This is a genomic window from Mycobacterium sp. DBP42 (assembly GCF_005924235.1).
Taxonomy (GTDB): Bacteria; Actinomycetota; Actinomycetes; order Mycobacteriales; family Mycobacteriaceae; genus Mycobacterium; species Mycobacterium syngnathidarum.
In genome coordinates this window covers 1-26,266 of sequence record NZ_VCMY01000007.1, presented here as the reverse complement: position 1 = coordinate 26,266, position 26,266 = coordinate 1, and the positions used below count along the sequence as shown (strand labels likewise).

Annotated in this window: 29 protein-coding genes and 1 tRNA gene; 20 read left to right on the top strand and 10 right to left on the bottom strand. The window is 66.3% G+C overall.

The window, feature by feature from the left end; genetic code table 11:
• Positions 1 to 14 precede the first annotated feature (14 nt).
• The 5 genes from E0T84_RS10005 to E0T84_RS09985 all read left to right on the top strand — a co-directional run bounded on the left by E0T84_RS10005 (position 15) and on the right by E0T84_RS09985 (position 5,082).
• On the top strand, positions 15 to 1,649 hold the full coding sequence (locus E0T84_RS10005; RefSeq protein WP_138744371.1) for an integrase: 1,635 nt from the start codon (positions 15 to 17) through the stop codon (positions 1,647 to 1,649).
• Positions 1,650 to 1,717: 68 nt separating this feature from the next.
• On the top strand, positions 1,718 to 2,368 hold the full coding sequence (locus E0T84_RS10000) for a hypothetical protein (RefSeq protein WP_138744370.1): 651 nt from the start codon (positions 1,718 to 1,720) through the stop codon (positions 2,366 to 2,368).
• Positions 2,369 to 2,474: 106 nt separating this feature from the next.
• The gene (locus E0T84_RS09995) at positions 2,475 to 2,738 is read left to right on the top strand and encodes a hypothetical protein (protein ID WP_138744369.1); all 264 of its coding nucleotides are present in this window, start codon (positions 2,475 to 2,477) and stop codon (positions 2,736 to 2,738) included.
• Positions 2,735 to 4,759, top strand: coding sequence for an RNase A-like domain-containing protein (locus tag E0T84_RS31805; RefSeq protein ID WP_171054969.1), 2,025 nt, complete (start codon positions 2,735 to 2,737; stop codon positions 4,757 to 4,759). Before E0T84_RS09995 ends, E0T84_RS31805 begins: the two co-directional genes overlap by 4 nt.
• Entirely contained in the window at positions 4,756 to 5,082 is a 327-nt protein-coding gene (locus E0T84_RS09985; protein WP_138744368.1) for a contact-dependent growth inhibition system immunity protein, read from the top strand. The genes E0T84_RS31805 and E0T84_RS09985 overlap by 4 nt, the downstream gene beginning before the upstream one ends.
• Here E0T84_RS09985 and E0T84_RS09980 read toward each other — a convergent pair.
• Positions 5,079 to 6,287, bottom strand: a complete 1,209-nt coding sequence (locus E0T84_RS09980) for a hypothetical protein (protein WP_249383608.1) — start codon at positions 6,285 to 6,287, stop codon at positions 5,079 to 5,081. The genes E0T84_RS09985 and E0T84_RS09980 overlap by 4 nt on opposite strands.
• A gap of 497 nt (positions 6,288 to 6,784) precedes the next feature.
• Between E0T84_RS09980 and E0T84_RS31800 the strand changes: the two genes are divergently transcribed.
• Positions 6,785 to 6,852 (top strand) — tRNA-Phe (locus E0T84_RS31800).
• Between the two features lie 387 nt (positions 6,853 to 7,239).
• On the opposite strand, the gene E0T84_RS09975 is transcribed toward E0T84_RS31800, so the two are convergent.
• From E0T84_RS09975 to E0T84_RS09960, 4 genes are all read right to left on the bottom strand, one after another.
• On the bottom strand, positions 7,240 to 8,001 hold the full coding sequence (locus E0T84_RS09975; RefSeq protein ID WP_249383612.1) for an Ig-like domain-containing protein: 762 nt from the start codon (positions 7,999 to 8,001) through the stop codon (positions 7,240 to 7,242).
• A gap of 99 nt (positions 8,002 to 8,100) precedes the next feature.
• Positions 8,101 to 8,283, bottom strand: a complete 183-nt coding sequence (locus tag E0T84_RS09970) for a hypothetical protein (RefSeq protein WP_249383607.1) — start codon at positions 8,281 to 8,283, stop codon at positions 8,101 to 8,103.
• A complete protein-coding gene (locus tag E0T84_RS09965; RefSeq protein ID WP_138744365.1) occupies positions 8,280 to 9,146 on the bottom strand; it encodes a DUF692 domain-containing protein in 867 nt (288 codons plus the stop codon). Before E0T84_RS09965 ends, E0T84_RS09970 begins: the two co-directional genes overlap by 4 nt.
• Positions 9,143 to 10,042 carry a TIGR04222 domain-containing membrane protein gene (locus tag E0T84_RS09960; RefSeq protein ID WP_138744364.1) on the bottom strand — a complete coding sequence of 300 codons (900 nt, stop codon included), beginning with the start codon at positions 10,040 to 10,042 and terminating at the stop codon, positions 9,143 to 9,145. The genes E0T84_RS09965 and E0T84_RS09960 overlap by 4 nt, the downstream gene beginning before the upstream one ends.
• A gap of 269 nt (positions 10,043 to 10,311) precedes the next feature.
• On the opposite strand from E0T84_RS09960, the gene E0T84_RS09955 reads away from it, so the two are divergent.
• The 5 genes from E0T84_RS09955 to E0T84_RS09935 all read left to right on the top strand — a co-directional run bounded on the left by E0T84_RS09955 (position 10,312) and on the right by E0T84_RS09935 (position 13,622).
• The gene (locus E0T84_RS09955; RefSeq protein WP_138744363.1) at positions 10,312 to 10,881 is read left to right on the top strand and encodes a YdcF family protein; all 570 of its coding nucleotides are present in this window, start codon (positions 10,312 to 10,314) and stop codon (positions 10,879 to 10,881) included.
• Positions 10,882 to 10,902: 21 nt separating this feature from the next.
• On the top strand, positions 10,903 to 11,145 hold the full coding sequence (locus E0T84_RS09950) for a hypothetical protein (protein WP_171054967.1): 243 nt from the start codon (positions 10,903 to 10,905) through the stop codon (positions 11,143 to 11,145).
• A 24-nt stretch (positions 11,146 to 11,169) separates the two neighbouring features.
• A complete protein-coding gene (locus E0T84_RS09945; protein ID WP_138744362.1) occupies positions 11,170 to 11,769 on the top strand; it encodes a TetR/AcrR family transcriptional regulator in 600 nt (199 codons plus the stop codon).
• An 84-nt stretch (positions 11,770 to 11,853) separates the two neighbouring features.
• Complete coding sequence (locus E0T84_RS09940; protein ID WP_138744361.1) at positions 11,854 to 12,777, top strand: alpha/beta fold hydrolase; 924 nt, start codon at positions 11,854 to 11,856, stop codon at positions 12,775 to 12,777.
• Positions 12,774 to 13,622: an SDR family oxidoreductase gene (locus E0T84_RS09935; protein WP_138744360.1), complete on the top strand. Its 849-nt coding sequence runs from the start codon at positions 12,774 to 12,776 to the stop codon at positions 13,620 to 13,622. Before E0T84_RS09940 ends, E0T84_RS09935 begins: the two co-directional genes overlap by 4 nt.
• A gap of 5 nt (positions 13,623 to 13,627) precedes the next feature.
• Here E0T84_RS09935 and E0T84_RS09930 read toward each other — a convergent pair whose 3' ends face one another.
• Positions 13,628 to 14,104: a DUF2834 domain-containing protein gene (locus E0T84_RS09930; protein ID WP_138744359.1), complete on the bottom strand. Its 477-nt coding sequence runs from the start codon at positions 14,102 to 14,104 to the stop codon at positions 13,628 to 13,630.
• Positions 14,105 to 14,192: 88 nt separating this feature from the next.
• Between E0T84_RS09930 and E0T84_RS09925 the strand changes: the two genes are divergently transcribed.
• Both E0T84_RS09925 and E0T84_RS09920 read left to right on the top strand, forming a co-directional pair.
• A complete protein-coding gene (locus E0T84_RS09925) occupies positions 14,193 to 14,798 on the top strand; it encodes a TetR/AcrR family transcriptional regulator (RefSeq protein ID WP_138744358.1) in 606 nt (201 codons plus the stop codon).
• A gap of 49 nt (positions 14,799 to 14,847) precedes the next feature.
• Positions 14,848 to 16,404 (top strand): NAD(P)/FAD-dependent oxidoreductase, encoded by a 1,557-nt coding sequence (locus E0T84_RS09920; protein ID WP_138744357.1) that lies wholly within the window; start codon positions 14,848 to 14,850, stop codon positions 16,402 to 16,404.
• Here the strand turns inward: E0T84_RS09920 and E0T84_RS09915 are convergent.
• The gene (locus tag E0T84_RS09915; RefSeq protein WP_138744356.1) at positions 16,401 to 16,748 is read right to left on the bottom strand and encodes a UBP-type zinc finger domain-containing protein; all 348 of its coding nucleotides are present in this window, start codon (positions 16,746 to 16,748) and stop codon (positions 16,401 to 16,403) included. The two genes, E0T84_RS09920 and E0T84_RS09915, sit on opposite strands and share 4 nt — an antisense overlap.
• A gap of 33 nt (positions 16,749 to 16,781) precedes the next feature.
• Here E0T84_RS09915 and E0T84_RS09910 point away from each other — a divergent pair, with 33 nt between their 5' ends.
• Complete coding sequence (locus tag E0T84_RS09910; protein ID WP_138744355.1) at positions 16,782 to 17,222, top strand: SRPBCC family protein; 441 nt, start codon at positions 16,782 to 16,784, stop codon at positions 17,220 to 17,222.
• 18 nt (positions 17,223 to 17,240) lie between these two features.
• On the opposite strand, the gene E0T84_RS09905 is transcribed toward E0T84_RS09910, so the two are convergent.
• Positions 17,241 to 18,908: an alpha-keto acid decarboxylase family protein gene (locus tag E0T84_RS09905; protein WP_138744354.1), complete on the bottom strand. Its 1,668-nt coding sequence runs from the start codon at positions 18,906 to 18,908 to the stop codon at positions 17,241 to 17,243.
• A gap of 17 nt (positions 18,909 to 18,925) precedes the next feature.
• Between E0T84_RS09905 and E0T84_RS09900 the strand changes: the two genes are divergently transcribed.
• The 4 genes from E0T84_RS09900 (at position 18,926) to E0T84_RS09885 (ending at position 22,366) form a co-directional block, all read left to right on the top strand.
• Positions 18,926 to 20,008 carry a CaiB/BaiF CoA-transferase family protein gene (locus tag E0T84_RS09900; protein ID WP_138744353.1) on the top strand — a complete coding sequence of 361 codons (1,083 nt, stop codon included), beginning with the start codon at positions 18,926 to 18,928 and terminating at the stop codon, positions 20,006 to 20,008.
• 58 nt (positions 20,009 to 20,066) lie between these two features.
• Positions 20,067 to 20,972 carry a universal stress protein gene (locus E0T84_RS09895; protein ID WP_138744352.1) on the top strand — a complete coding sequence of 302 codons (906 nt, stop codon included), beginning with the start codon at positions 20,067 to 20,069 and terminating at the stop codon, positions 20,970 to 20,972.
• A complete protein-coding gene (locus tag E0T84_RS09890; RefSeq protein ID WP_138744351.1) occupies positions 20,965 to 21,840 on the top strand; it encodes a universal stress protein in 876 nt (291 codons plus the stop codon). Before E0T84_RS09895 ends, E0T84_RS09890 begins: the two co-directional genes overlap by 8 nt.
• A gap of 82 nt (positions 21,841 to 21,922) precedes the next feature.
• On the top strand, positions 21,923 to 22,366 hold the full coding sequence (locus E0T84_RS09885) for an SRPBCC family protein (RefSeq protein WP_138744350.1): 444 nt from the start codon (positions 21,923 to 21,925) through the stop codon (positions 22,364 to 22,366).
• A 53-nt stretch (positions 22,367 to 22,419) separates the two neighbouring features.
• Here E0T84_RS09885 and E0T84_RS09880 read toward each other — a convergent pair whose 3' ends face one another.
• Positions 22,420 to 23,979, bottom strand: a complete 1,560-nt coding sequence (locus E0T84_RS09880; protein ID WP_138744349.1) for a sensor domain-containing protein — start codon at positions 23,977 to 23,979, stop codon at positions 22,420 to 22,422.
• Between the two features lie 15 nt (positions 23,980 to 23,994).
• Between E0T84_RS09880 and E0T84_RS32570 the strand changes: the two genes are divergently transcribed.
• Together E0T84_RS32570 and E0T84_RS09875 are read left to right on the top strand one after the other, a co-directional pair.
• Positions 23,995 to 24,126, top strand: coding sequence for a hypothetical protein (locus E0T84_RS32570; RefSeq protein WP_255740232.1), 132 nt, complete (start codon positions 23,995 to 23,997; stop codon positions 24,124 to 24,126).
• Positions 24,127 to 24,586: 460 nt separating this feature from the next.
• Complete coding sequence (locus E0T84_RS09875) at positions 24,587 to 24,961, top strand: WhiB family transcriptional regulator (RefSeq protein ID WP_083339449.1); 375 nt, start codon at positions 24,587 to 24,589, stop codon at positions 24,959 to 24,961.
• Here E0T84_RS09875 and E0T84_RS09870 read toward each other — a convergent pair.
• Positions 24,958 to 26,124: a pyridoxal phosphate-dependent aminotransferase gene (locus tag E0T84_RS09870; RefSeq protein ID WP_138744348.1), complete on the bottom strand. Its 1,167-nt coding sequence runs from the start codon at positions 26,122 to 26,124 to the stop codon at positions 24,958 to 24,960. The genes E0T84_RS09875 and E0T84_RS09870 overlap by 4 nt on opposite strands.
• Positions 26,125 to 26,266 lie beyond the last annotated feature (142 nt).

The window sequence follows — 26,266 nt, the reverse complement described above, 5'->3', positions numbered from 1 at the left end:
GTCAAAATGTCGCCATGAGCAATCAGTCGGGTGGTCAGCTCGCGAACTCGCTGGTCAACGATCCGTATCCGCAGCATATCCTCGCTAGGCTCCGCGACTTCTTCGGCGAGACGACCCCCTGGCAGCGCCGACTCTGGGACACAGGGACCGTGCTTGCCTTGCGGGAACTGGCGGAAGCGGCAGATTGGTGCTCAAAGGGAGTGCTGTCTACCTCGGCGGTGACGTGGCTTGCTCGGGACATTGACAGGCTCGCCGGGCGTGACCGGGGTGTTGGCGAACGAGATCTACGCGTCCAACTGGGCAGCACCCTCCGGTCGAACGTTCCATGCGGAAGTCGCCACCATCGTCGACTGATCGAGCTGACTGAATTCGTCAACAGGGACTATCTCGGCGGGTGGGCGCAGTCCGCGGATGCCGCAACCCCCGCCTCGCCGGAGCGGTGTTCCCGTGCAATCGCTTCCCACCTCCTCGACTGCGGATACAGCGTGCGATTCTTGCGCCAGTGGGCTGGCCGGCTGTCGAACAGCGACGGCACGCTGGCCGATCTGTTCGAATCCGCCAAAGAACTGGCCGCTGGTTTCGACAGGGATTTTGATGTGGTGATTCCGTTCGTCTCCTTGCCTCAGTACAAACAGTTGGCCATGCCATTGCCCAACTGGATGAGCACAACTCAAATGCGGAATTGGTTGTCTCCAAGGGAATTTCCCAGTGGGCTTCGTCTGCACGGTGGTTTTCAGTACACGGTGAAGGCACGCGATCCCTTCGCGGCCGCGGAGCTGGTGGTGGGCATTGTGGATCGGCTCAAAGCGCGTAGCAGCCACGGCCGTGGCTTTTCCAGCGCTGGCCCTGAAGCGGCTGGTTTTGTTTGGGTACGAGATGGCCAGGAAACGTACGAGATTCGGCTAAAGAAGGAGGCGCGCTCGGCGTACGTGCTGTCACTTGAAGCTGAGGGAAAAGTTTACGACGTCGACTCACCGACGGCGGTGGACGACGCACTCGAACTGGCTGCACCGCTGAACTACGGACCTCCAGGCCCCGCAGTTTCAGGTGGGTGGGCCGCCATCGAAGCGCTGCTAACGACGCCCTCTGACGCTGACGATGCCCGAGAAGGTCGCGGCGCTGTGGCGGCAGATCGAATGGCGATCCTCGTGACGGCATCGTGGCCACGCGGCGAGCTGACTACGTTGTCATACCGACACGCACCTGGAACGCCGGATCGCCTCAGCGCTGAACTTGACCAAGTATCAATCAATAGCGAGCGTGCACGGTTGGTCGCGACTGCGCTTGAGTCGGGCCGGGCGCTGACCCTTAATGGCCCGTCAGATCGAGCGGCAGCGAGTCGTATGCAGGCACTGGTTGGACAGCCCAAACGCACCCTCGGGGATGTGAACAACCACATGAGAACAGCATTCAGGCGCCTTTACCGGCAGCGAAACATCTTGATGCACGGCGGGACGACAGGATCGATTGCGTTACCCACAGCGCTCAGGGCGGCTGCGCCGCTTATCGGGGCAGGGCTTGACCGCATGACGCATGCAGCACTCGCAGAAGGAGTCGGTGCCCTTCAGTTGGCGGCGAGGGCGCAGCTCAATATCGATCTCCTCGGCGGTGACGACGCGCGGCACCTGGTTGATTTGCTGGAGCCGTAGCGGTCCTTTGGGGTTAGGCAGGTAAACGCGATAGCGTCGGCTACCGCCATGCGGTCAAACTTATGTGCGTGGGCTATCACGACGATCCGGTCGGTTATGAGCAGCGGCTCCGCGCGAAGCTGAAGCCAAACATCATTCGAGGGACGTTGGCATTCGCTGGCCTCTATCAGATCACGCACGAAATGATCAAACACGCAGTCCTCGACAAGGTCCGCGAATTCTTTTGTCTGGACCTGAACTTGGACGGAACCTGGTCGATGGCGCCTGACGAACAAGAACAGTATCGGCTACGTGTCCTATCGTTGGCGCCTAACAAGTTTCGTGCATCGCTGCTGTGGCTCGTGAACAACGGTGCGATCACGCAAGTTCAGGCGGATCGACTTGAGGTGATCCGCGACCATCGCGATGACCTCGTTCATGAGTTGGTCAAATACGTCATCGACCCGGATGAAAACCCTGACGTTGACCTACTGGTCGATGCGCTGAACACGCTGAAAGATCTGCACCGTTTCTGGATCGACATAGAGCTCAGTACGGGAGGCTTCTTCCTGCCGGACGGGTCTGACGTCGGCGATGTTGACGCTGAAGAGGTAATGCCGCTTTCGTTAATGATCTTGCAGCAGTGCCTGGACGCCTACCTCGAAGACACCACGTCCAGGACTCCACAAGCAGAGGGTCAAGAGCCACATACGAAAGGCGATGGCGTGGAAAGCCCTTGAGCACTCCGATGCCGTCGGCTAATCCCGCCACCTGCCGCGACATATGCCGCGATAGTGCCCCTGAGGTAGCCTCATTTCCGGTGGGAAGTCCAGTTGGGGGATTGGCATGGCAAACGACCTGAACGTAAACGCTGACGGTCTGCGTATCGCAGCAGCCGACAGCGAAACCGCCACGGCGGCACTGACCGGAGGCGGCGATGGGTTGTCCACCAACGTCGGCATTGCCGCCATGGACGCGGCGCTGGCAGCGCTGCGCCGACGGCAGTCCCAGCGCATCACCGGACAGGCCGGCGACCTGTCGACCGGCAGCGCCCGCTACGACACGACGGACTCCGGTGGCGCCGACGCCATCACCTCGGTGAGCGTGTGAGCGCTGCTCCGTCCGGTCGGTTCACCACGCGTTCGGCGATCGAGGATCTCACCACGTCCGACTTCGCCGACGCCGCGGCACGGTGGCGCACCGCCGCAGACCAGTCGGACGAGGTGTTTGACCGGCACCGGCAGAACATCGCGGCTCCTGGCGGAACCACCTGGGAGGGCGGCGCGAAGGACGTAGCGCTGGAGCGGGTGACCGCTGACGGTGTGGTCGCTCGTGACCAGAACGGAGTCGTCCGCAAAGCCGCCGGTATCGCCGAGACTGCTGTCACCGACATCAACGCCGCCCAGCGAGAGGTGCTCGCCGCGATCACCGAGGCCGAGGACGACGGGTTCACGGTCGCCGAAGACCTCAAGGTGACCGACGCGCGCCGCTACGACATCAACACGGTCCTCGAACGGAACAAGGCCGCCAAGGAATACGCCGAAGACATCCGGTGGTACGCCGAGCGGCTCGGCCAAACCGTCGCCTTCGCGGAGGGGCGGCTGCAGGAGAAGGCCGGCGAGCTGGACGCGATCCGGTTCGGAAGCGAGGGCGAAAGCCGTGACGGCGAGCCCACCGTGCGACTCGTCGACAACAAGGTGGTCCAGGACAAGCCGGACGAGGACCGCAAAGACGAGCCCGGCGACAAACCCGCGGAGCAGGCGACGGGCCAGGTCGGCCCGTTCGCGGTGCCCAAGGCCGTCGAGGACGCGGCGAAGAAACCCGAGGACAAGCCCGCTACTACCGGTGACGCCGGTGGCGATCTCGGAGACCTGCTGGGCGCCAACGACACTCTGGAGGGCAAGCCGGAGGACGGCCAGGCGGCCAAGCTTGGCGATGAGAAGCCCGCTGGCTTGCCGCCGGTGCTCAGTCAGGTACCGCCGCCCCCTGACAAGGCGACGATCGATCGGCAGGCCGCGAAGGTGGAAGCGGCCCGCCAAGCCCTCGACGCCGCGCAGACCAAGGCGAACGACGCCGCCGTAGACAACGTCACGCAAGGCGCCGGGGCTGGTCCCAGCCGCGACACCGCTCATGATTTGGGTCAGGCGGTGTTCGATGCCCGTGCGGAGCTGACCGAGCAGACCCGCATCCTCAACGAGCTCACCTACGCCTCGGCCGCCGCCGGTGGCCCAACGGCACCGGTCGCACCGCTTCCGGAGAACGCCGACGTACAAGCCTTTCCGAAGGAGCCGCCGGTCTTGGAGCGAGCGGCCGGGGCGTTTGGCGAGGGTATGAAGGACGCCTCGAAGACTGTCTGGGACGCAACGATGCCCGACGTGGGCAACATGCACCACGTCGCGACTGACTGGGAAGGAGCAACCCCGACCGAGCGGACCCAAGCCATCGCCGACGCCGCCGGAATGGTCCCTCTACCTGGCGCCAAGATCCTTGGAGAAGGGGTCGAACACGGCCTCGACGCTCTCGGCGGAGTAGCCCGTCATGTCGACGACGCCCCCACGCCGCACGTAGACGTCGATCCGCCCCCTACACCGCACACTCAGGTCGATGACGTCCCGCCAACTCACACCCATGTCGATGACGTTCCGAGTGGTGGTCACGGGCCAGTTCACACAGACACTGGCGACGTGTCGCACCACAGCGCAGACACCCCAAGCGCCGACCACACTGCAGACGCTGGGCATGGCGCACCGTATGGGGTCGAGGACACCGGCGCACTTTTGACCGCGAGCGAGAACGCCGGCGGACACCTCATTGAACGCCATGTCGGCCAGACCTTCGACGACCTTTCCGCTCGCCTGGATTCCACCCGATTGCCGGTGGTGTCGTCGTTTGACACCGCCGATCAAGCGGCCTCGGCCGTCAGTAGCGCGCTTCAACACAATCAACAGACGCTTGACGAATGGATATCGAATGGAGCTGTCGGGAAGCTTGAACTCGACGCACCATTCAGCGGTGGGGAGGTACTCCGCCGTGGGGCTGATGAAGCGATGGAGGGAAACGGCGTTAGGGTGGTGCTCAAAGGTGACGGAACAGGCGGTTGGCACGTGTTGACAGGATTTCCCACGCCATGAACGACGGTTCGATCTCGGCGGACTTGCACCGATTCTTTGCGGCATATTTTCACCAGGACTGGGATCTGGAAGCGGACGATTGGGAGGGAATCGTCGATACCTATGCCACGGATCACCCCAGCGCAGAACTCTTGCGGAAGTTGGCCGACGAGATTGACGGCTTGTGCGAGGTCCGCCCAGAAGCCGACTTGGAACAGTTTTTGGTGTACACCGTCGGTGTTTACTACGTTCCCGAGCCGCTGACCTACAAAGCATGGCTAGGACAGGTCGCTAACCGACTGCGCGAACGGGCCGCGGCGATCGACAATCGCAGCACGGCCTAGTTCGAGCGCTGGCAGACTCTGAGCGCTTGGGCAAGTTTGCTGGCGAATGCCGGTGCGTCGTTCGCTAGGACAAATCCGCCGCAAAGTCCGCCTTGGTTGCATAATTCGCGGCGTCGGCGAACGCGACGGTACTGGATTCTGCCGGTTTGTCGGTCGGACCGAGGTACTTGGACACAGGCGGTGCGGGGAACGACCACGGTGGGATAGCGACTCTGGGGGTTGCCGTAAGCGGCTTGGGTCCGTGACCACCGCCGCACGATTCGACGCGCAGTCAGGTACGCGGCTTGCGCGACTTCGACGACGGCGATGGCCTTCTTCAGGCCGTACACGCCCCAGAACCGGCCTGGGCCGTGGCCGGGCTGCTGCCATAGTTCGGGAACGATGTGCTGATATTCCTTGTCGCCGTGAATATTTGGTGATGAATGCTTGGTGAAGTAGATGGCCAGCCGTTTTGGGTCGCAGGCCCGCAGCCCGTTGTGCACGTCGATGGCGGTGCCGGCCAGCAGGTGCCGCGCCTTCTGCTCGGCGTCAGGATGGTCGACAATCTGAGCCCACGTCTCGGACAACCACTGCGCGAAGCCGCGACCCGAGCGCCCAGGTGCAATCGGCGGCGCCATCCACAGGTGAATGTGCGGGGCGCCGCGGCGCTGGAACTCCAGCTTCCAGATGTAGCGTGCAGGCTCGCCGTATTCGCGTTGAAAGCGTTTGCGCCACAACACCATGTGCCGCTTCACGCTCACCCCGTCAGGGGCGACAGCTTCCCAATCGCCTGGGTAAGTGAGTGTCACCATCGCAGGGACACGACCGGATTCCACCAGCGGGCTGTAGTCGAGTTCGGCGAAGGTGCGGCACATCGCCGACCGTGATTTGCGGGACCACTCGGTGATGACACCGCCACTGCCAGGCTGGTCGTTTTCCGTAGGACTCCGTCGGGTCGCAGACCCGACGGCCTGATCACCGTGCCCGGCATCGTCTTCGAGGTCATTTCTGACATGAAACTTCGCGTCGTCAACGTCACGTTGGTGATGACCGACAGCTCGTTCGGTGGTCTTCTCGGCCCGGACAGGATTGGTCCAACCGAGCCGCACGACGCCGGGACCAACGGTGATACGGAACCGCCCGGATTCCGGTTCGACTCCCCGACGCCCAGGACCACAGGCCCACGGCGCCGTGGGCTCGAACAACGCCGCTGCCGCCGTGACCATCTTGGGACTCGGGAACCTCAGCCCCAATGCGTCGATCGCCCGCAACTCGTCCGTCGCGGCACCGTCGCCAACCGACTCGCGGACATTTTCGGCACATATAACAAGCCCGCCGGCGGGGGCCGGGTTGAGGCTCGGCGCCTCGGTTGACGTCCGGCCGACTACTGTCGCTCTCGCGCCCTGCGGCCTGACGGCCTCGGGCGCTCGCGACCTCCCGTCAACCGAGGCGCCGGCAGAACCGTGCCCAAACGGCGGCTGTTTGGATGCTGATGTCGAGCCGTCCAGCGACGGTGTCGAGACGGTGGCTGATGGTGCGATGCTGGGCATCGGGGTGCCTGCTCCCCGGAGCCCCGAGGCTGCTCACAACACAAGCGGCAGCGCGAAAGCTCCTGGACGGGAGTGCGAGCACCGTGTCCGGTTTATGTCCGTTCGCCGGACGGACTGAATACGTCAGCGCAGCTCAATGCGGCGCATACGACGCGCAGACGCAGATAAACCGCAGTTCAGTGGCTATCTCGTCCGCCTGAAAAGCGGAAGGTCGCCGGTTCGATCCCGGCCCTGGCCACCAAGAGAACCACCTGGTGACGGGTGGTTTTTCTCGTTTCTGGAGGCTCCGGTGAGAAGGTCCCGATGACCCAGAGTGACCCATTCCGGATTTAATCGTCTGCGCGGTGACCCCGTTGACCCCGAGGTCAAAGACACCCCGAGGGCAAGGACCACCACGGTGAGCCCTTGAGGGTCTCAAGGGCTCACCGCGTCGGAACTAGCCGGGGGAAAGCTGATCTCGGCGCCGGACGACTGGCCCGCTGAGCAGGTGGTCGCGGCCATGGTGGAGACGCTCGCCGCGAACGGTCTGGACGAAGTCCCGCACTAGGCCAGCTGCGGTGACCAGGTATATCGAGTGCATCCCCCACGCCGGCGCGTGCCCGTACGTGATCGTCCTGTCCGAACAGACTCAGATCTGCCAGTCGTTCGAGCCGTCATACCGCGAGTAGGTGCCGCCGCCGGCGTTCTGCACGACGATGGGATCGCCGGCGTTGAAGTTGTCGAAGAACCACCTGGCGTTGGCGGGACTGATGTTGATGCAGCCATGGCTGACGTTGCGCTTGCCCTGATCGGCGACCGACCACGGTGCGCTGTGGACGAAGTCGCCGCTGTCGTCGAACCGGACGGCCAGATCGACGTTCAGCTTGTATCCGTTCGGCGAGTTGACCGGGACGCCGTAGGTCGACGAATCCATCACCACCGAGGGCATCTTCTCTTGAACGTAGAAGGTGCCGTTCGGGGTCTGGCGGCCGCCGGACGCCATCCCCATCGACATCGGGATGGTTTTTTCCACCGCCCCGTTGCGCGTGACGGTCAGTTGGTGGGTGGTGTCGTTTGCGGTGGCCACCAGCGCGTCTCCAACGTTGAAGTTGGACACCGCGCCGCCGGCATCGACGGTGACGGCGGTGTGGGCGGGCCAGAAGCTCAGCGGACGCCAGCGCAGCTGCGTGGGCGTGATCCAGTAGAACTTGCCGGGAACCTCCGGGACCGACGAGACGTGGATGGCGTTCTCGGTGGCGCCGGCATCGTCGACCGGGCCCGGGAAGTTGATGATGATCGGCTGACCGACTCCAACGGTTGAGCCGTCGGCGGGGAAGAGCCGTGGCGGCTCGAACGGTGCCGGATCTGCCTGCGCGGCACCGGCACCCAGCATGAACGCACAGCCCACCATCGAAGCTGCCGCGGCCGCCTTCAATGCGCGCAGAAGCCCTGTCCTTGTCCAGTCACCCATCGCACCATCGTGTCATGCCGGTCGGACCTGCCGGGTAGTTCACCGGCCGACGCGGTACCACCGACGTCGCCGAGTGACACTGCCCGAGTGTGCGTCCCGTTTGTGCCGGCATACCTCGCCGGCCGCGGCCACTGCCGCAGGATCGAATCCCGGCGGCACCGGTCCGCCTACCACCAACGCCCGGACCAGAGCCTGCTGGCGTTGCGCCAAGGTGTCGGTCATACCCATACCTCCCGCGCCCCGGTGGTGATCGGTTCCGCGCCCGCTGCCGCGGCGATGGCGTCCAGCTCGTCGAAAAGCTCTGCGGCAGGCGGGAACCGGCCGTCGCGCTCCAGCATGAACGGAGTGTCGACCCGTTCCCGCAGTGCTGTGACCAGGTCCAGCACCTCCGGAGGGGTCTGAGCGGTGTGGGTGTCGTGGTAGAAGTCCGCACCCTCCCGTCCGCCCGCGACGTGGCTGTAGGCCACCTGCTCCACCGGTAGACGTGCCAGCTCCCGCAGCGGATCACGGCCACGATTGCGCGCGTTGGCGTAGACGTTCGCCACGTCGAGGACCAGGAGCACCTCGGTGCGTTCCACCAGCTCGGTGAGGAACTCCGACTCGGTGAGATCTGACTCCGGCCATTCCACGAAGGAGGCGATGTTCTCCAGGGCGAGTGGCGCCGGCAGCTCCCGCCGGGTGCGGTCGATGTTGGCCGCCAGCACGTCGATGGCCTCCCGGGTGCGCGGCACCGGCAGCAGGTGCCCGGCCTCGATCCCGCCCGCGCGGACGAAGGCGATGTGTTCGCTGACCACCGGAGCGCCGAGCACCTGCGCGCAGGCCGCCAGCCGGCGTACTCGCTTGGGCTGCACGGGTTCCGTGCCGCCCAGCGACAGCGCGACGCCGTGCGGTATCACGGGAACATTGCGGGCCACCAGATCGGCCAGTGCCGGCTCGGGTCGGGCCCGACGGCGACGGACCGGGATCGACTCGGCGATCACCTCGCAGAACCCGGGTCGCAGATCGTCGATCACCCCGGCGATCTCCCGCCGCCAGCCGATGCCCACGTCGCCCAGGGCGGGCACGGTACGGCCTGCCGTGTTCATCCGCCGCACCCGCCACAGCCACCGCAGCCACCGCAACCCCCACCGCCGTCGCCCCCGCAGGAGGCGCCGCAGCCGCCGCCGTCGGCGCCGCCCGACGAGCTCCCGGCCAGCTGCACCGACGTCGAGTAGTCGGAGTCGATGGCCCACAGCGCGCCGGTACCGAACAGGGCCACCGACAGCGCCACCGCCGTCGGACCATAGGTGTCGAAGGCGGGCTGCTTCGCGGGCTCCAGATAGGCCAGTTCCTTCTGCTGGGCGGCGAGCAGCTGACGGCCGGCGTGGGTCAGGCGATTCACGCCCAACAGGTGCGGGAGCACCACCGTCCCGTACAAGACGGTCGCGATCACCATCACTACCAGTGACACCGCGTAGACGTGGCGTTCGGACAACTGGGTCGCCAGGTACACGCCATAGCCGACACCGAGTACCAGCACCACGATCGACGGCGCGGTGCCCCAGCGCATGCGGGCTCGTTCGGCGCTGGTCCGCACGAGGCCGCGTCGGCCCAGTTCCTCTTCGAGTGCCGAGAGCCCTTCGCCGGCTTCGGCATAGAGGCCCGGCACGGTGTGTTCAGGGTCGGCGGCGACCCGTTCCAGCACCTGCCCGATGAACCGGTCTGTCTCCGGGAACAGCGCGGCGCGGTCGATGCGCCCGGTCGCGGTCACCCGCCCACTGGCGCGCAGGCTTGCGAGCGAGGTCACGACCGGGGCAATGTCCGATCGCAGGAACGCCAGCTCCGTCGCGCTGATCGGTTCGGTGACAGCGGGACGGCGCGGAGTGGTGGCGATTCGCCATACCACCGCGAAGACCACTGTCGTGGCCAGTGCGGCCAGATATCCGTACGTCACAGCGGTTATCGCCTCGGCGTACCGATCAAGCAGGTTCTCGATCGACATCACATCACCTCCTGGTATTCGGTTCTGATCACCTTGCTTGCGTCAAAGCCCCTTACCGGTCCCAACTTTCAGGCGAAACCTCAGCCGCGCGGCCCCGCTGAACCAGCCAGCGTGCACGCCGGGGGACAGGAGGTGGTGAGGACTTGGTGGCGGTTGTCTGAGGAAGTGCGGGTGCCGATCTGTTGACGGCCAAACGCCACATCCGCCAGATCTGTAACATCAATCCCATTGGCAACGACATTCACAAGGGTCGCGGCGGTGGGGGTGAGATGCGTAAGTACCTGCGGATTCTGGCCGTGGCAGTGGTGTGCGCCCTGGCCCTGACCGCCGGTCCGGCGATGGCGCAGGCCGCGCCGCGGGTGGCAGGCAAGGACTTCACCAAACCCGCCACCGTCATCCTCGGCTACGGCCTGAAGCCCGACGGTTCGATGCGTGCCATCCTCTATCACCGCACTCTCACCGGCCTCGCGATCGCGCAGGCGTTTCCGCAGGCTCCCGTGATCGTCACGGGTGGCAACCCGCAGAACGGTCAGACCGAGGCCGCGCAGATGCGCAATCTGCTTCTCATGCTTGGGCTTCCGGCCAACCGGATCATCGTGGAGGACCGGGCCGACAGCACCGTGCAGAATGCGCAGTTCTCGGTTCCGCTGGCGAAGAAGGCGGGCGCCACCGGCATCATCGTGGTGACCTCCTCGACGCATCAGGGCCGTGCTGACCAGAACTTCGCCGATGCCGGCGGCAATGTGCTGGCCACGGTGAGCTTCCCAGACGGCAATCCGTCGGTGAACATCGTCCAGTTCGTGCGTGATGTGCTGAGCCCTTTGACGCCTATCGGATGAGTACGGGGCTACGCTGCAGGAATGGGCAGGATCGTGATCGGTATCTGCGGGTTGGCCGTGTTGCTGGCACCGGCTGCCACTGCTGAGCCGGCGGCCCTTGATCCAACCGGTAACCGGTCCGGTGGGCCGGTGCCCACGGTCAACGGGGTTCCGTGCGTGGGCGGCAATCTGGGTGTCTGTCTGAGTTTCCGGCAGAACCGTCCACCGGCCGCCAATCCGGGCGCACGATCCAGTGTTGGCCACAGCCCCACCGTGCGGCGCTGATCGGCATTACCATGACAGCCCGATATGAACAGTCCCACGACGTCGGTCGATGCCGACAAGAGCGCGTTCCGGTCACGTCTGCTCGACGCCATGATCCAGTCGATCGTCGAGGACGGCTATCAGAACACGACGGTCGCCGATATCGTCCGGCGGGCGAAGACCTCGCGCCGCACCTTCTACGAACACTTCGCCAGCCGTGAGGAGTGTTTCGTCGCGCTGTTGACCAGTGTCAACTCCAGGCATGTACGCGAGATCGCCGGCGCAGTCGACCAGCAGGTGCCGTGGCGGACCCAGGTCCGGCAGGCAGTCGAGGCCTGGATCGCCTCCTACCAGGCCCACCCCGAGTTGATGTTGGCCTGGATCCGCGACATGCCGACGCTGGGTACGGCGGCGCGGGCGCTGCAGCGCGAGTCGATGGAGAAGTTCATCGCCATGGTTCAGGCGATGACCAACACCGAGGTGTTCCGCTCGGCCGGGGTGGCGATCTCCCGGCGCCGCATCATCATGATGCTGGGCGGGCTGCGTGAGCTCACCGCGATCACCGTGGAAAGCGGTGGCCAGGTCGGCGAGATCACCGAGGACGCGGTGATCGCCTGCACCGCGTTGCTGGAACCCCGGACCTGACGGCGGGAGACCTCCCTCTTGCCCCGACTGGTACCGAGCAGTACCGTACGTTGGTACAGCGCGGTACCAGTAAGGGGTTTGGATATGGCACAGGCCGGCGAACAGACCGTCGTCGACGTCGGACGCGGAGTCCAGTTGTGCTACCAGCAGTTCGGTGATCCCGGCGATCCGCCGGTCCTGCTGATCGCCGGTCTCGGGCAGCAGTTGCACTCCTGGCCGGACGGATTCGTCACCGGTCTCGCCGATCGTGGCTACCGCGTCACCCGGTTCGACAACCGCGATGTGGGGCGATCCAGCCACATGCAGTTCCCGGCGCCGGGCCCGCTCGGGATACTTCGTGGCGGCAGCCACCCGGACCAGTACCACCTCGGCGACATGGCCCGCGATACCGTCGGCCTACTCGATGCCCTCGGCTACCACCGGGCGCACCTGGTCGGGGTGTCGATGGGGGGCATGATCGCCCAGACCGTCACCGCCCACTATCCGGGTCGCGTCGCGACGCTGACGTCGATCATGTCGAACACGGGCGCGCCGCGCATCGGCAGGCCGGCTCCCTCGACATGGTGGCGGCTGGCGACTGCGAAACCGCCGAGGTCGCGTGCCGAGGCGATGGAAGCGGACGTGAAGATGTTCCGCCACATCGGCTCTCACGGGTATCCGTTCGACGAGGCCTGGGTGCGGGAGAAGGCCGGCATCGACTGGGACCGCGACCCCAGGCCCGCCGGGGTGGCACGGCAGCTGGCCGGAATCTTCGCCTCGGGGGATCGCACGGCCGAACTGCGTCAGATCGACGTGCCCACCCTGGTGATCCACGGCGACCGTGACCGCATGGTGCACCCCACCGGGGGTGCCGCCACTGCGCGGGCAATCCCCGGTGCCCGGCTGGAAACCATCGTCGGTATGGGTCACGACCTGCCTGCCGGAGCGTGGGGCGGACTACTCGACCTCGTCGGTGACCACATCGCGAGTGCCATCGCCGGTCACACCGAACCGAAGGACCAGCAGTGAGCAAGCGCCGCACCATCAGCGGTCGCACCGTGGTGATCACCGGCGCGGCATCGGGCATCGGACGTGCGTTGGCTCAGCGGCTGTCGTCGCATTCGTGCCCGGTGGCCATCGCCGACGTCGACGAGGCTGGCTTGAAGGACACCGCGGCCGGCCTACCCGGCCCGGTGCTGACCAGGACGCTCGATGTGCGGGATGCCGAAGCCCAGCGCGAGTTCGCCGGTGAGGTGCGGGCGTGGGCTCCGCAGCCGATCGGCGCCGTGTTCAACAACGCCGGCGTCGCGGTGTCCTCCAGTGTGCTGGAGTCGGTGCCCGAGGACGACAACTGGTTGTGGGACATCAACTTTCACGGCGTTGTCAACGGCACCAGAGCGTTCCTGCCGATCCTGGTCGAGCAGGACGCAGGCGTCATCGTGAACACCTCAAGCGTGTTCGGGTTGGTCGGGATGCCGAATCAAAGTGCCTACTGTTCGGCCAAGTTCGCCGTGCGCGGGTTCACCGACTCCCTGCGCCAGGAGCTCCGCGGCACGGGAGTGACGGCGATCAACGTTCACCCCGGGGGTATCAACACCAACATCGTCCGCAACGCCCGGTTCCGCAGGGATCCCGAAGGCCGCGGCCGCGATCACGACCAGATGGTCGAGGAGTTCGCCGCGATCACCATGACCCAACCCGACAAGGCTGCCGAGGTCATCCACCGTGGCGTTGAGGCGGGTAAGGCCCGGATTCTGATCGGGCCGGACGCGTACGCATTCGACATCCTGGCCCGCGTCGCGCCCACCCGCTACTACGACGTGCTGGGGTGGGCCCAGTCCCGGCTGCGGGCGAGGGCACAGGCGGCGCGGTAGCGCGGTTAGCCGACGGCGACGTCGGCCAACTGGTGGCGGCGTTGCCGCTCGATCGTGGCGAAGTAGAAGGCGAACGCGAAAGCGAAGCTGGTGAACAGGCTGGACACGAAGAACAGCCAGGGGTGGCGGATGTCGCGCCGTAGCCCGTCGATGATCGTAAACAGCGGCAGCAGAATGACATTGGCGATCGTGTAGTCGGCACTGGCTGAGCCGGCGGCCGGGTTGGTGTACCCGAGCGCGATGAACTCTTGCCAACTTCCCGGCCCCCAGATCGGGTTGCCGCCCGGCTGGGCGTAATCCGCGACGAACCGCATGTTGAAGTACCAGCAGATCGGGATCGAGGCGAGGCCGACGAGGTAGAAGGCCAGCTCGACACCGGACAGCGCCGGTCCGGGCGGGCGCGAGAAGACCTGTGGGTTGAGCCGGATGACGAGCGCGACGACGGCCACGCCCAGCACTGCATGAACGATGAGCGACACCATGCCGTGAGCACACTCTTGATCCGATGTTTTGTCAATATTGACATTTTGTGCACCGCCGGAGCGGCGGCGGTGCGGTACTTTCACTGCCATGGCCAGGCCCGCGCAGACCGCCCGCAGTGAGCGCACGCGCGAGGCGCTGCGGCAGGCCGCGTTGGTGCGGTTTCTCGCCCAGGGTGTCGAGGACACCTCGGCCGAACAGATCGCCGCCGACGCCGGGGTGTCGCTGCGCACCTTCTATCGGCATTTCACGTCCAAGCACGACCTGCTGTTCGCCGATTACGACGCGGGCCTGCATTGGTTTCGCGCCGCGCTGGCCGAGCGACCGGCGACCGAATCGATCCTCGACTCGGTGCAGTCGGCGGTCCTTGCCTTCCCATATGACGTCGACGCGGTGACGAAGATCGCCGGCATGCGCGCGGTCGAACTCGACCCCGACCGGATCGTGCGGCACATCCGCCAGGTGGAATCCGACTTCGCCGATGCGGTGGCCGAACTACTGGTGGCCCGCAGCGGTGAGGTGCCGCTCGGGGATGACCGGCTGCGGATCGTCGTGACGGCCAGGTGCGTTGCGGCCGCGGTGTTCGGCGCCATGGAGCTGTGGATGGTCGGCGACCAGGCGGGAGAGCGGTCGTTGCCCGAGCTGGCGCGGATGTGCCGGACCGCGCTGGAAGAGCTCCGCACCGGGATCGCCTGATGTTTTGTCATTATTGACAAAACATTGGGCTGGGTGTCAGCCTCAGTCGATGGCGGACTACGACGCGATCGTGATCGGGGCCGGGCACAACGGGCTGGCCGCTGCGGCCCTGCTGGCGCGGGCGGGAATGCGCACCCTGTGTCTGGAGGCCGGACGGTACGCCGGTGGCATGGCCTCGACCGTCGAGTTGTTCGACGGCTACCGGTTCGAGATCGCCGGGTCGCTGCAGTTCCCCACCTCGGCGGTGGTCAGTACCGAGCTCGGGCTGGACACCTTGCAGACCGTGGACCTGGAGGTCATGTCGGTGTCCCTGCGGGGAATCGGTGACGCGCCGGTCGTCTATTACGCCGACCCGGTGCAGATGCTCGCCCATCTGGGCGAGGTCCACGGTGCCGACGCGGTGGCCGGGATGGCCGGGCTGATGGCTTGGAGCGTGGCGCCCACCCGGGCGCTGGGCCGATTCGACGCGGGACGCCCACCACGCACGCTCGATGAGATGTATGCCTGCGCGGCAACGGAATCCGAGCGCGCGGCGATCGACGACCTGCTGTTCGGATCGGTCAGCGACGTCCTGGACCGGTATCTGCCGGACCGGGACAAGCACGGCGCGTTGCGCGGCATGCTGGCCTTCCTGGCGGTCAACACCACCTACCGCGGACCTGAGACACCGGGCAGTGCGGCAGCGCTCGCCTACGGACTCGCGGTGCCCGACGAGAACGCCATGCTGATGAAGAAGCTGGCGGGCGGAATCGGCGCACTGACCGAACACCTGCACGCCCAGCTCACCGCCGCCGGTGGCGAGCTGCGGTTGCGCAGCAGCGTCGAGCGGATATCGGTCGATGCCGGCCGGATCACCGGAGTGCGACTGGCCGACGGCACGACGATCACCGCGCCCGTCGTGGTGTCGGCGATCGCCCCGGACACCACTGTCACCAAGCTGATCGACCCCGAGGCGCTGCCGGCCGACGTGCGTGAGCGGTTCACCCACATTGATCACCGTGGCAGCTACCTGCAGATGCACTTCGCACTCGACGGCGCCCCCACTTTCGAGGCTCCCTACGAGATGCTCAACGACCCTGAGATGCAGGCCGCCATCGGGCTTTTCAGTACCCCGGAAGAACTGCAGCAGCAGTGGCAGGATGCCCGCCGCGGGATCGTGCCCGCCGATCCCGCGATCGCCTTCCAGATTCCGTCGGCGCACGATCCGACGCTGGCGCCGGCAGGCAAGCACGCGGCATCGGCGTTCGCGCTGTGGTTCCCGGTCGAGGAGTCCACCTCGGGCTACGGCGACACGAAAGCCGAGATGGGTCAACGGGTCATCGAGAAGATCACCAGGTTGGCGCCGGATTTCGAGCGCCGGATCATCCGGCACACCACCTTCACCCCGCGGCACATGGGCACCATGTTCGGCGCGCCGGGCGGCGACTACTGCCACGGGCTGATTCATCCAGAACAGATGGGGCCCAACCGGCCTGGACCCAAAGGGTATGTCGGCCAACCGATTCCCATCGACGGCCTGTATCTGGCCAGTGCCGGGTGCCACGGTGGGCCGGGAATCACCTTCATCCCCGGCTACAACGCAGCCAAGGCAGTGCTGGGCAATTAGCGGTTGCGCAGCTGCTCGGCCCAGTCCTTGGGTACGCGTCCTTTCGGGCCCGGTACCGGCTGATCGGTCGGATGATGCTGCGGCGGTGCGAGCTCGGGTCCGGTGGCGTAGTCGTTGGTCTCGAAGTTCCAGAACCAACTCTCGCCCGGCTCGAACGAGCGGATGACCGGATGCCCCGACTCTCGCCAGTGCGCCGACGCGTGCCGGGCCAGCGAATCGTCACAGCAACCGATATGCCCGCACGCGGCACAACGCCGCAGGTGCACCCACCAGCCACCATCGGCGACGCACTCCGCACATCCGGGTCCGCTGGGGCGAGCGGTCGGATCGACGGCATTGCTCATATTCGTGAGCCTAGCGCCGAGTAATCTCGCCGCATGGCAACCAGCGATTCCCGTGAAGTAGTCATCGAGGCGACCCCGCAGGAGATCCTCGACGTTGTGGCCGATGTGGAGGCGACGCCGAGCTGGTCGCCGCAATACCAGCGCGCCGAGGTCCTCGAGCGCTACGACGATGGCCGGCCCAAGCAGGTCAAGATGACCGTCAAGGCCGCAGGGCTGACCGACGAGCAGGTGATCGAATACACCTGGAGTGAGAACAAGGTCAGCTGGACCCTCGTGCGCGCCGGCCAGCTCAAGGCTCAGGACGCCGGCTACACCCTGACGCCCCAGGGCGACAAGACCAAGGTCCGATTCGACATCACGATCGACCTGTCGGTGCCGCTGCCGGGCTTCATCCTCAAGCGGACCATGAAGGGCGGCGTGGAAACCGCCACCGACGGACTGCGCAAGCAGGTGCTCAAGGTCAAGAAGGGCTGACGCCCCGGGCCGTCCGGACTAGCTTGAGTTGGCGTCCGAGGCGGACTGGGCCAACTCGGTCAGCAGGGGCGGAATGTCCATGCGGCCCAGCATCACCTCGACGAGCACCATGCGATCGGGCGTGGCCGCCGCGGTGGTGAGCGCGTCATCGAGTTCGCCGTAGGTGCTGGCCCGGAAGGTCAGCGCATCGGGTACGCCGAGTGCGGCGGGCAGCTCGGTCCAGCGCCAGCCGGTGATGTCGTTGTATTCGGCTGTGACGCCGTGGATCGCGCGTTCGACGGTGTAGCCGTCGTTGTTGACCAACACCACGACGGGGGCCAGCCCCTCGCGGCCGAACGTGCCCAACTCCTGGATGGTCAACTGGGCCGCGCCGTCACCGATCAGCAGCACCGTGCGGCGGTCCCGGTCGGCGAGTCCGGCGCCCAGCGCGGCGGGCAGGGTGTAGCCGATCGATCCCCACAGCGGCTGGCCGATGAACGTCACCCCGGAGGCCAGCCGGTGTCCGGCCATTCCGTAGAACGACGTGCCCTGATCGGCGAGTACCACGTTGCCCGGGGTCAATGCCTCAGAGAGCCTGTCCCACAGGGTTTCCTGAGTCAGCGCCACGTCCGGGGCAGGTGGCTCGGTCGTGGTTCGGGCGGGCAAGGGCGGCAAGGCCGGTGAGGTTATGCCGCGTCCGGTGAGGATCGCGGTGATGGCCTCGAGCGCGGCCGCCATGTCCAGCGGCGCGTACACCTGCCCGGCCACCACGCTCTGGTTGACGCCGATGTCGATGGTGCGGGCCGGGTCGATGCGTTGGCTGAAGAACCCGCTGACCATGTCGGTGAACAACACCCCCGCGGTCACCAGGACCGGGGCTTCCTCGATCGCCTCGCGCACCGAAACCTCGCTGGCCGCACCGGCATAGATGCCCAGATAGTTGGGCGAACTCTCATCGACCAGGCTCTTGCCCCACATCAAGGTGGCGTGCCCTACGGTGTCGGCCCCCAGCAGTGCACCGAGTTCGTCGACGCAGCCCATCCGGTGCACCAGGAAATCGGCGAGCACCGTCAGTCGGTGATCACCGATCAGTTCGGCGGCAGCCGCGGTGAACATCGACAGGGCGCGCGGACTCGTCCCGCCGGTGTAGCGGGGCAGCGGTGCGGCGGGAGGTTCGGTGGGGAAGCGGGCTACGTCGGTGGCGATCAACAGGTAGCCGGGACGCTTCTGCTCGCGCACTTCCGAGAGCACGCGGTCGATCTCCCGGGTCGCCGTGGCGGGCGCCAGATTGGCTTGCGCACAGGTGATCTCGCGGCTGATCCGCAGGAAGTGCTCGAAGTCGCCGTCGCCGAGCGTGTGGTGCACGATGCGCCGGGCACCTTGGGAATCCTTGGACGGCGCGCCGACGATGTGGACCACCGGCACGTGCTCGGCGTAGCTGCCCGCGACTGCGTTCGCCGCCGACAGCTCGCCGACCCCAAATGTGGTGACCAACGCGGCCATACCGCGCAGCCGGCCGTAGCCGTCGGCCGCATAGCCGGCGTTGAGCTCGTTGGCGCCGCCCACCCAGCGAAGCGTCGGGTGAGCCAGGATGTGGTCGAGGAATTCCAGCTGATAATCGCCGGGCACGCCGAAGACCTCCGTCACGCCGAGTTCGGCGAGGCGGTCCAGCAGATAGTCACCGACGGTGTAGAGGTTTTCAGCCATCCTTTAGTGTGCCTCGCATGACCAACACCGGACCGCTCGCCGGAGTGCGAGTTATCGAACTCGGGGGCATCGGCCCCGGGCCACACGCCGCGATGATGCTGTCGGACCTGGGCGCCGACGTGGTGCGGGTGCGCCGGCCGGGTGGCCTGACCATGCCCGCCGAGAATGTCGACCTGCTGCACCGCGGCAAGCGCATCGTCGACCTCGATGTGAAGAGCGAACCGGGCAAGCTGCTGGACCTGGTCGCCAAAGCCGATGTGCTGCTGGACTGTTTCCGGCCGGGAACCTGTGAGCGACTCGGCATCGGTCCGGCCGATTGCGAAGCCGTCAACCCGCGGCTGATCTTTGCCCGGATCACCGGCTGGGGGCAGGACGGACCGCTGGCCACCACGGCCGGCCACGACATCAACTACCTGTCGCAGACGGGTGCGCTCTCGGCGATCGGTTACCGTGACCGCCCGCCGGTGGCCCCGCTGAACCTGGTCGCCGATTTCGGCGGTGGGTCGATGCTCGTCGTCATAGGCATTGTCACTGCGCTCTACGAGCGGGAGCGCTCCGGCAAGGGCCAGGTCGTCGATGCCGCGATGGTCGACGGGGTCAGCATGCTGTCGCAGATGATGTGGACCATGCGGGCCACCGGTTCGTTGCGTGACGAACGTGAATCCTTCTTGCTCGACGGGGGCGCCCCCTATTACCGGACGTATGAGACTGCCGACGGCGGCCATATGGCGGTCGGGTCGATCGAGCCGCAGTTCTTCGCGCAGTTGGTGGCCGGTCTGGGCCTGGATGCCGACGAAATCCCCGGCCAGTTCGAGCTGACCCGGTACGACGAGATGCGGGCCATCTTCACCGAGCGGTTCGCCACCAAGACCCGCGACGAGTGGACCGCGATCTTCGCGGGCACCGACGCCTGCGTGACACCGGTGCTCACCTGGGGTGAGGCCGCCGAGAGCGAGCATCTGCTGGACCGGTCGACGCTGATCACCGTCGACGGTGTCGCACAGGCCGCCCCGGCGCCGCGGTTCTCCCGAACCTCGGCGGGCATGCCCGGCCAGCCCCCGCAGTCGAGCACCGATATCGCCGACATCGGCTGGACCTGACCGCACCAGGGGTCTTTGGTCCCTGGCCATCGGGGCGCGCAGCGGCCACGATGAAGGTGTGACTTCTTCGAACGCACCCGTAGTAGTCGGGACCGACGGCAGTGACGGCGCGCTGGACGCGGCTCGGTGGGCCGGCGCGGTCGCGGCGCGCTTCGGCGCACCGCTGCGCATCGTGCACGCACTGCCCGCTGTCGGTCGCAATCTGACTCAGACGGCGGCCGCATTCACCGCAGCGATGATGTCCTATCAGCGCGATATGGCCGAGGCGTTCCTCAAGGCCGCGGACGAGGCTGTGCGGGCCGAGAATCCCGAGCTCTCGGTGTCCACCGTCTCGTTCAACGAACCGGCCGACCAGGTGTTGATCGACGCCGGCGCCGACGCGCGTCTGGTCGTCCTCGGGGGAAAGAAGGTCAGCCCGGCCGCGGCATTGCTGCTCGGGTCGACGGCGCTGTCGGTGGCCACCCGGGCGGCGTGCCCGGTGGTTGCCTTCCGCGGAGACAAGGTGGCGCCGGGCGACGGCCGTGTCGTCGTCGGGGTGGACGACAGTCCGGCCGCGCAGGCCGCATTGGAGTCGGCATTCGAATTCGCCGATCGGTTCGGGCTCGCCGTCAACGCCGTGCGCTCGTTGTCGCTGGCCGCACCGGCCGAGACCGGTGTCACCATCCCACTGCTGATCGACTGGGACGGCGTCGAGTCCGCGGAGCTGGCCGGCCTCACCGAGACCGTCGACGTCCACCACAAACGGCACCCGGGCGTCGACGCCAAATGTTTCGTCGAGCCGGACTCGCCCGGCAAGGCGCTGCTGAAGCATGTCGCCGGCTCGGGGCTCGTGGTGGTCGGATCCAGGGGCCGCAACGCGTTGGCCGGCGTCCTGCTGGGTTCGACCAGCCTGAACCTGCTGCACCACAGTCCGGTGCCGGTGATGATCTGCCGGGCCGCGCGAGAAGGAGATTCGCATGAGTGAACGTGACGTCCGGCACGGCATCGTGGTCGGCGTTGACGGGTCACCATCCTCGGACGCCGCGGTGGCCTGGGCGGCTCACACCGCGGTATTGCGGGGTGTCGGGCTCACACTGGTGTACGCATTGCCGGGCGCCGCATCACCGGTCTGGTTGGATGTCGCACTGCCCCAAGACTATTGGGATTATCAGGAACAGCACGGTCAGGAGATTCTCGATGCCGCGCGCGGTGTCGCGGTCAAGGCCATTGCCGGCCAGCAGGAACCACGGATCATCGCGAAAGCAGTACCCGGGCACGCGGTGGGCACCCTGATCGAGTACTCCAGGCAGGCCGACCTGGTCGTCGTCGGCTCTCGCGGCCTGAGCAAGTGGAGTCGCCGGCTGCTCGGATCGGTGAGCTCGAGCCTGGCCGCTCATGCCCACGGCCCTGTCGCGGTGATCCCCGAAACCGAACCGCCGAACGGGCCCGTGGTGGTCGGGGTCGATGGGTCGCGTGCCTCCGAACTCGCCACGGAGATCGCCTTCGACGAGGCGTCGCGTCGCGGAGTGGAACTCGTGGTGGTGCACACCTGGACAGATCTGAACTTCGAATTCCCCGACGTGCGGTGGGAGGACCTGAGCGCTGAGGCCGAGCGCGCGCTTGCCGAGCAGTTGGCCGGCTGGTGCGAGCGGTATCCCGACGTTGCGGTCCGCCGCGTGGTCATGCCTGACAAGCCCGCGCGGCAGCTGCTGGCGCAGGCTGAGACCGCGCAGCTGGTGGTGGTCGGCAATCGCGGACGCGGGGGGTTCACCGGGTTGCTGCTCGGATCGGTCAGCTCGGCAGTGGTCAATTCGTCCACCGCACCGGTGATCGTGGCCAGGCAAACCAGCTGATCATCGGGGTCTGGTTGCTGCCGGACCGGCTCGCATCGCAGAATCACCGCCTCGGGCGGCGCGCTTCGCTAGATTCGGAGGTGTGGCCGTGCAGGCATCACGTGAGGCGGTTTTCGACGCCTCGCCGGAGGCGATCATGGAGGTGCTCGCCGACGTCGACGCGCTGCCGTCCTGGTCGGCGTTGCATCGGCGGGTCAAGGTCATCGACCGCTATCCCGACGGCAAGCCCCACCACGTCAAGGCGACGATGCGTCTGCTCGGAATCACGGACAAGGAAATACTCGAATTTCACTGGGGCGACCATTGGATGGTCTGGGACGCCGAGCCCAACCTGCAGCAGCGCGGTCAGCATGTTGAATACAACCTGACACCTGAGGTGGACAAGACGCGCGTGCGGTTCGACGTCATCGTCGACCTCGCGATGCCGATCCCGGAGTTCCTGATCCGGCGCGCGAGGGCGCTGGTCCTCGACGTCGCCATCGATCGCTTGCGGCGGCGTGTCATGAGTCATTCACGACGCCGGTGAGCGTTGCCAGGACGTAGCCGGTGGCTGTCCAGCAATTCGACGGCCACAGTGCGCTAGTAGTCGGTGGGAATCCGGTTGCGCACGTCGTGGGCGACTGCAGCGGCCTGAGCTGGATCCTTTACGCCGCACAAGTCGACGGTGACGACGATATTGGCCTTGGCGGTCAGGGCCTGGGCGCAGTCCGGCACTGAGCTCGACGGCGCGGAATCAGTCACCGACACAATGCCTTCCTGCACTGTCCGTGCGCCGAGGGTGCGCAGCTGAGCCTCACCGTCGCGGTTCACCGCGGCTGTCCTATCCGTGCAGTAACCCCAGTGCTCCTGTACCGCGGCCATGAAGTTCTGGGCCGCTGCGGGGTCGGGGAAGATCATGGCCCGTTGCCCTAACCGCACCCGGCCGGACGGCCCGTCGCCGGTGATCTCGCGTTCCCGGGTCGCCGCGACACCTGTGGGGTAGGGCGGCAGCGCCGACGGAGGGGCGGATGGATCTGCTTCGGATACACAACCTTTCGACGAAGTGGGGTTGTCGTCGGCGGGTGCGGTGTCGCTGGTGGTGTCGGGTCCGGTGGTGCTGAGCTGGCCCGCGCCCACAAGGGACTGGGCCGTCTCGGGACCGATGAGGATCGGTTCGAGGTCAGACTTCTGGTAGGTGCGCACCACCTCGGGGCATTGCCAGAAGTCATCGACTGTGGTCCCTGGCGCCACGGGCGTCGAATCCACCACCGCGGTGACGCGGTGTGTCGAATCGGGAGTCACGGTGATGGCGTATCCCTGCTCTCGTGACCACCTGGCCGGCACCAGCACGTAGCGGCCTGCGTGCGCCTCCAAGACGCGAAGACATTGGTAACGGTAAACGGGTGCGGCCGGCGGCCCCTGGCTGGGCAGCACTGTCATCTTCACCAGATTGTCTGGAATGTTCAGCGCCTCAGTGGTATCGAGTTGCACCGCCGTGTACTCACCGTCGGCAGGCCAAAGCTTGCTTGCGGCATCCTGCCCGCTGCGCTTGCCTTGGGCGACGGCGTACAGATCGGTGACCCAGAACAACGCCACCACCAGGCCCGCAGCCGCCAGTGCGAGCAGGACCCGCTCGGCCGCCTTCGGTAACCGGCCCACGCCGGTGGCAGTCAGCGCCCAGTAGCCGACGGCCAGCAGGGCGATTCCGGCGGCGACCGTCACCGCCATGTACATGTCGGTGGGATTGTGGATTACCGATTGGATCAGGCTGTGATCGGATACCAGCCACACCACGGCGACGGTCAAACCCACCGCGCCCAGGCCGACCACCGCCCATGCGATGCTGCGCAGCAATGTGATTCGTCGCCTGGTGGTGGCCGCGTGTCGAAAAGCCACGGCCAACACCACCAGGATGGCGAGAACGATCAGCACCCGCAACGATGCGAAGAAGAACGTTCCGATGGTGGTGACGACATAGTCGGCCGACGTGTAGCCCACGGTTGCCGGATCGACGCCGAAATAGTGCAACCGGTTGCGGATCGCGAGGAGGCCGAAGAAGTAGCACAGGCCGGTGATCAGCGATGTCGGTGCGACCACCAGGGCCGCCAGGCTCAGCCACCGCTCGGCCGATTGGGTGAGTGACTTCGTCTCGTCGGTCACGCCGGGGGTGCCTGCGTGGTGGGCGGATCCGATGTCACCGGAACGTTATCCGTCGTCGTGGTGGGCAACGTCGTGGTGGGCAACGGAAGCGTCGTGGTCGGCAACGGAAGCGTTGTCGTGGGCAACGGAAGCGTCGTGCTGGTGTAGCCGCCTGAGTTCTGGGTGGTCGTCGGGGCCTTGTACGTGGTCAGCGGTCCTGAGGTCGTCGTGGTGGATGGCAGGGTCAAGGTCCCACTCGACGGCGGCGGCGGTGGCGGCGGATCATTGTGGGTCTCCGCACTGCACGCCACCACCAGCACCGCAGACGTGGCGACCGCCGTGAGTCCCCCAGCGCGCCCAAGCGTTCTAACTCCGAGGTTCATTACCCCTCCCACCAGTGTCTTTACGATGGTGGCAAATTTGGTGGGGTTCCGCGCGAGTATCGGACTACTCGAATTGGGGCCGGCTATGGCAGGGACGCGGCATACCACTTGATCGCCCGCGGTGTGCCGGAACGGGGCAGCAAAGTGTCGCGATCTGCCGTCGATCCTTTACAAGATGACAACGTGGGCACGCAGGCTTGGCTGGCAGCATGGCAGGCCACACGCCACTTCCGCCAAAGGGGTGAATGCCTTTGTCCCGCACGCTTTTCGACAACCACCCGCCGCTGGAAGTCGTTGAACCACAGGCGATACGCAATATCGCCGCCCGCCCGGCCATCCCGGTCTATCGCTCCCCGCGCAACCTGCCGCCGCCGGCCCTAGATGAGTGGAGTTGGCAGCTGCGCGGGCTGTGTCGGGACCATCCGGCAGAGGTGTTCTTCCCGGAGGAGGTTCGGGGGCGCCCGCTGCGCAGCCGGGAGAACGCGGCCAAAGCGATCTGCCTGGCATGCCCGGTGCTGGACCGGTGTCGCGCGCATGCCCTCTCCGCTCCCGAGCCCTACGGCATCTGGGGAGCGATGACGGCCAGGGAGCGCGCCATCGCGATGAGCGACGAAAGCTAGGCCCGCAGCGCACGAAGGCGGCGGATCGCCTCCTCCATGGTGTCGTCTCGCTTACAGAAAGCGAAGCGCACCAAGTGGTTCCACAGATCGGCGTGCGGGGCTTCCGGATCGCAGAACGCTGACATCGGGATCGCGGCCACCCCGGCCTTCTGCGGCAGCTCGGCGCAGAACTGCGTGCTGTCCGAATAGCCCAGCGGCCGTGGGTCGGCGCACAGGAAGTACGTGCCGCGGCTGTCATGCACCTCGAATCCGATGTCGGTCAATGCGTTGCCCAAACGATCGCGCCTGGCCTGGAAAGACTGGCGCAGTTGCGCCACCCAGCCGTCCTCGTGATCGAGCGCATGGGCGACCGCGGGTTGGAACGGGCTGCCGCCCACGTAAGTCAGGTATTGCTTGGCGGCACGCACCCCTGCGATCAGATCAGCAGGGCCACAGGCCCAGCCGATTTTCCAGCCGGTGACGTTGAACATCTTGGCTGCGCTGGAGATGGTCACGGTGCGTTCGGCCATGCCGGGGTATCCGGCCAGCGGCAAGTGCTCGACGTCGAACACCAGCTGCTCGTACACCTCGTCGGTGATCACCAACAGGTCGTGCTCGATGGCCAGTGCCGCGATGGCGCGTAACTCTGCATCGGAGGCCACCGCACCCGTCGGATTGTGCGGCGAGTTGAGGATCAGCGCGCGGGTCTTCGGGGTGACCGCCCGGCGCAAGCCCTCGACGTCGATCCCGAATCCGGCGCCGTCGGCGACCAGCGGCACGGCGGTACGTACGCAGCCGGCCATGGCGATCACGGGGGAGTACGAGTCGTAGAACGGCTCGATCACCAGAACCTCCGAGCCGGGCTCGACCAGGCCGAGCACCGACGCGGCGATGGCCTCGGTGGCGCCGACGGTCACCAGCACCTCGGTGTCGGGGTCGTAGTCGATGCCGTAGTGGCGTTCGCGCTGCCCGGCGATGGCGTGACGCAGCTCGGCGATTCCGAGTCCGGGCGGGTACTGGTTGTGGCCGCTGGAGATCGAGTCGATGGCGATTTTGAGCATTTCGGCCGGGCCGTCCTCATCGGGAAAGCCCTGGCCGAGGTTGACCGCGCCCAGGCGGCTGGCCAGCGCCGACATCTCCGCGAAGATGGTGACGGCGAAGGGTTGCAGTCTCTGCACGGTCATGGTGCATCAGGCTAGCCCGGATTTTGCGTGGAAATGGGCGTGGGCTTGGTCTGATGTCGAGTTGTGTTGCTGGGGAGTAGTTTTCGGGTGTAGGCGTGGGTGGATTGTCCTGTTTCGCCAGGTGGTGCGGGCTTTCCCGGGG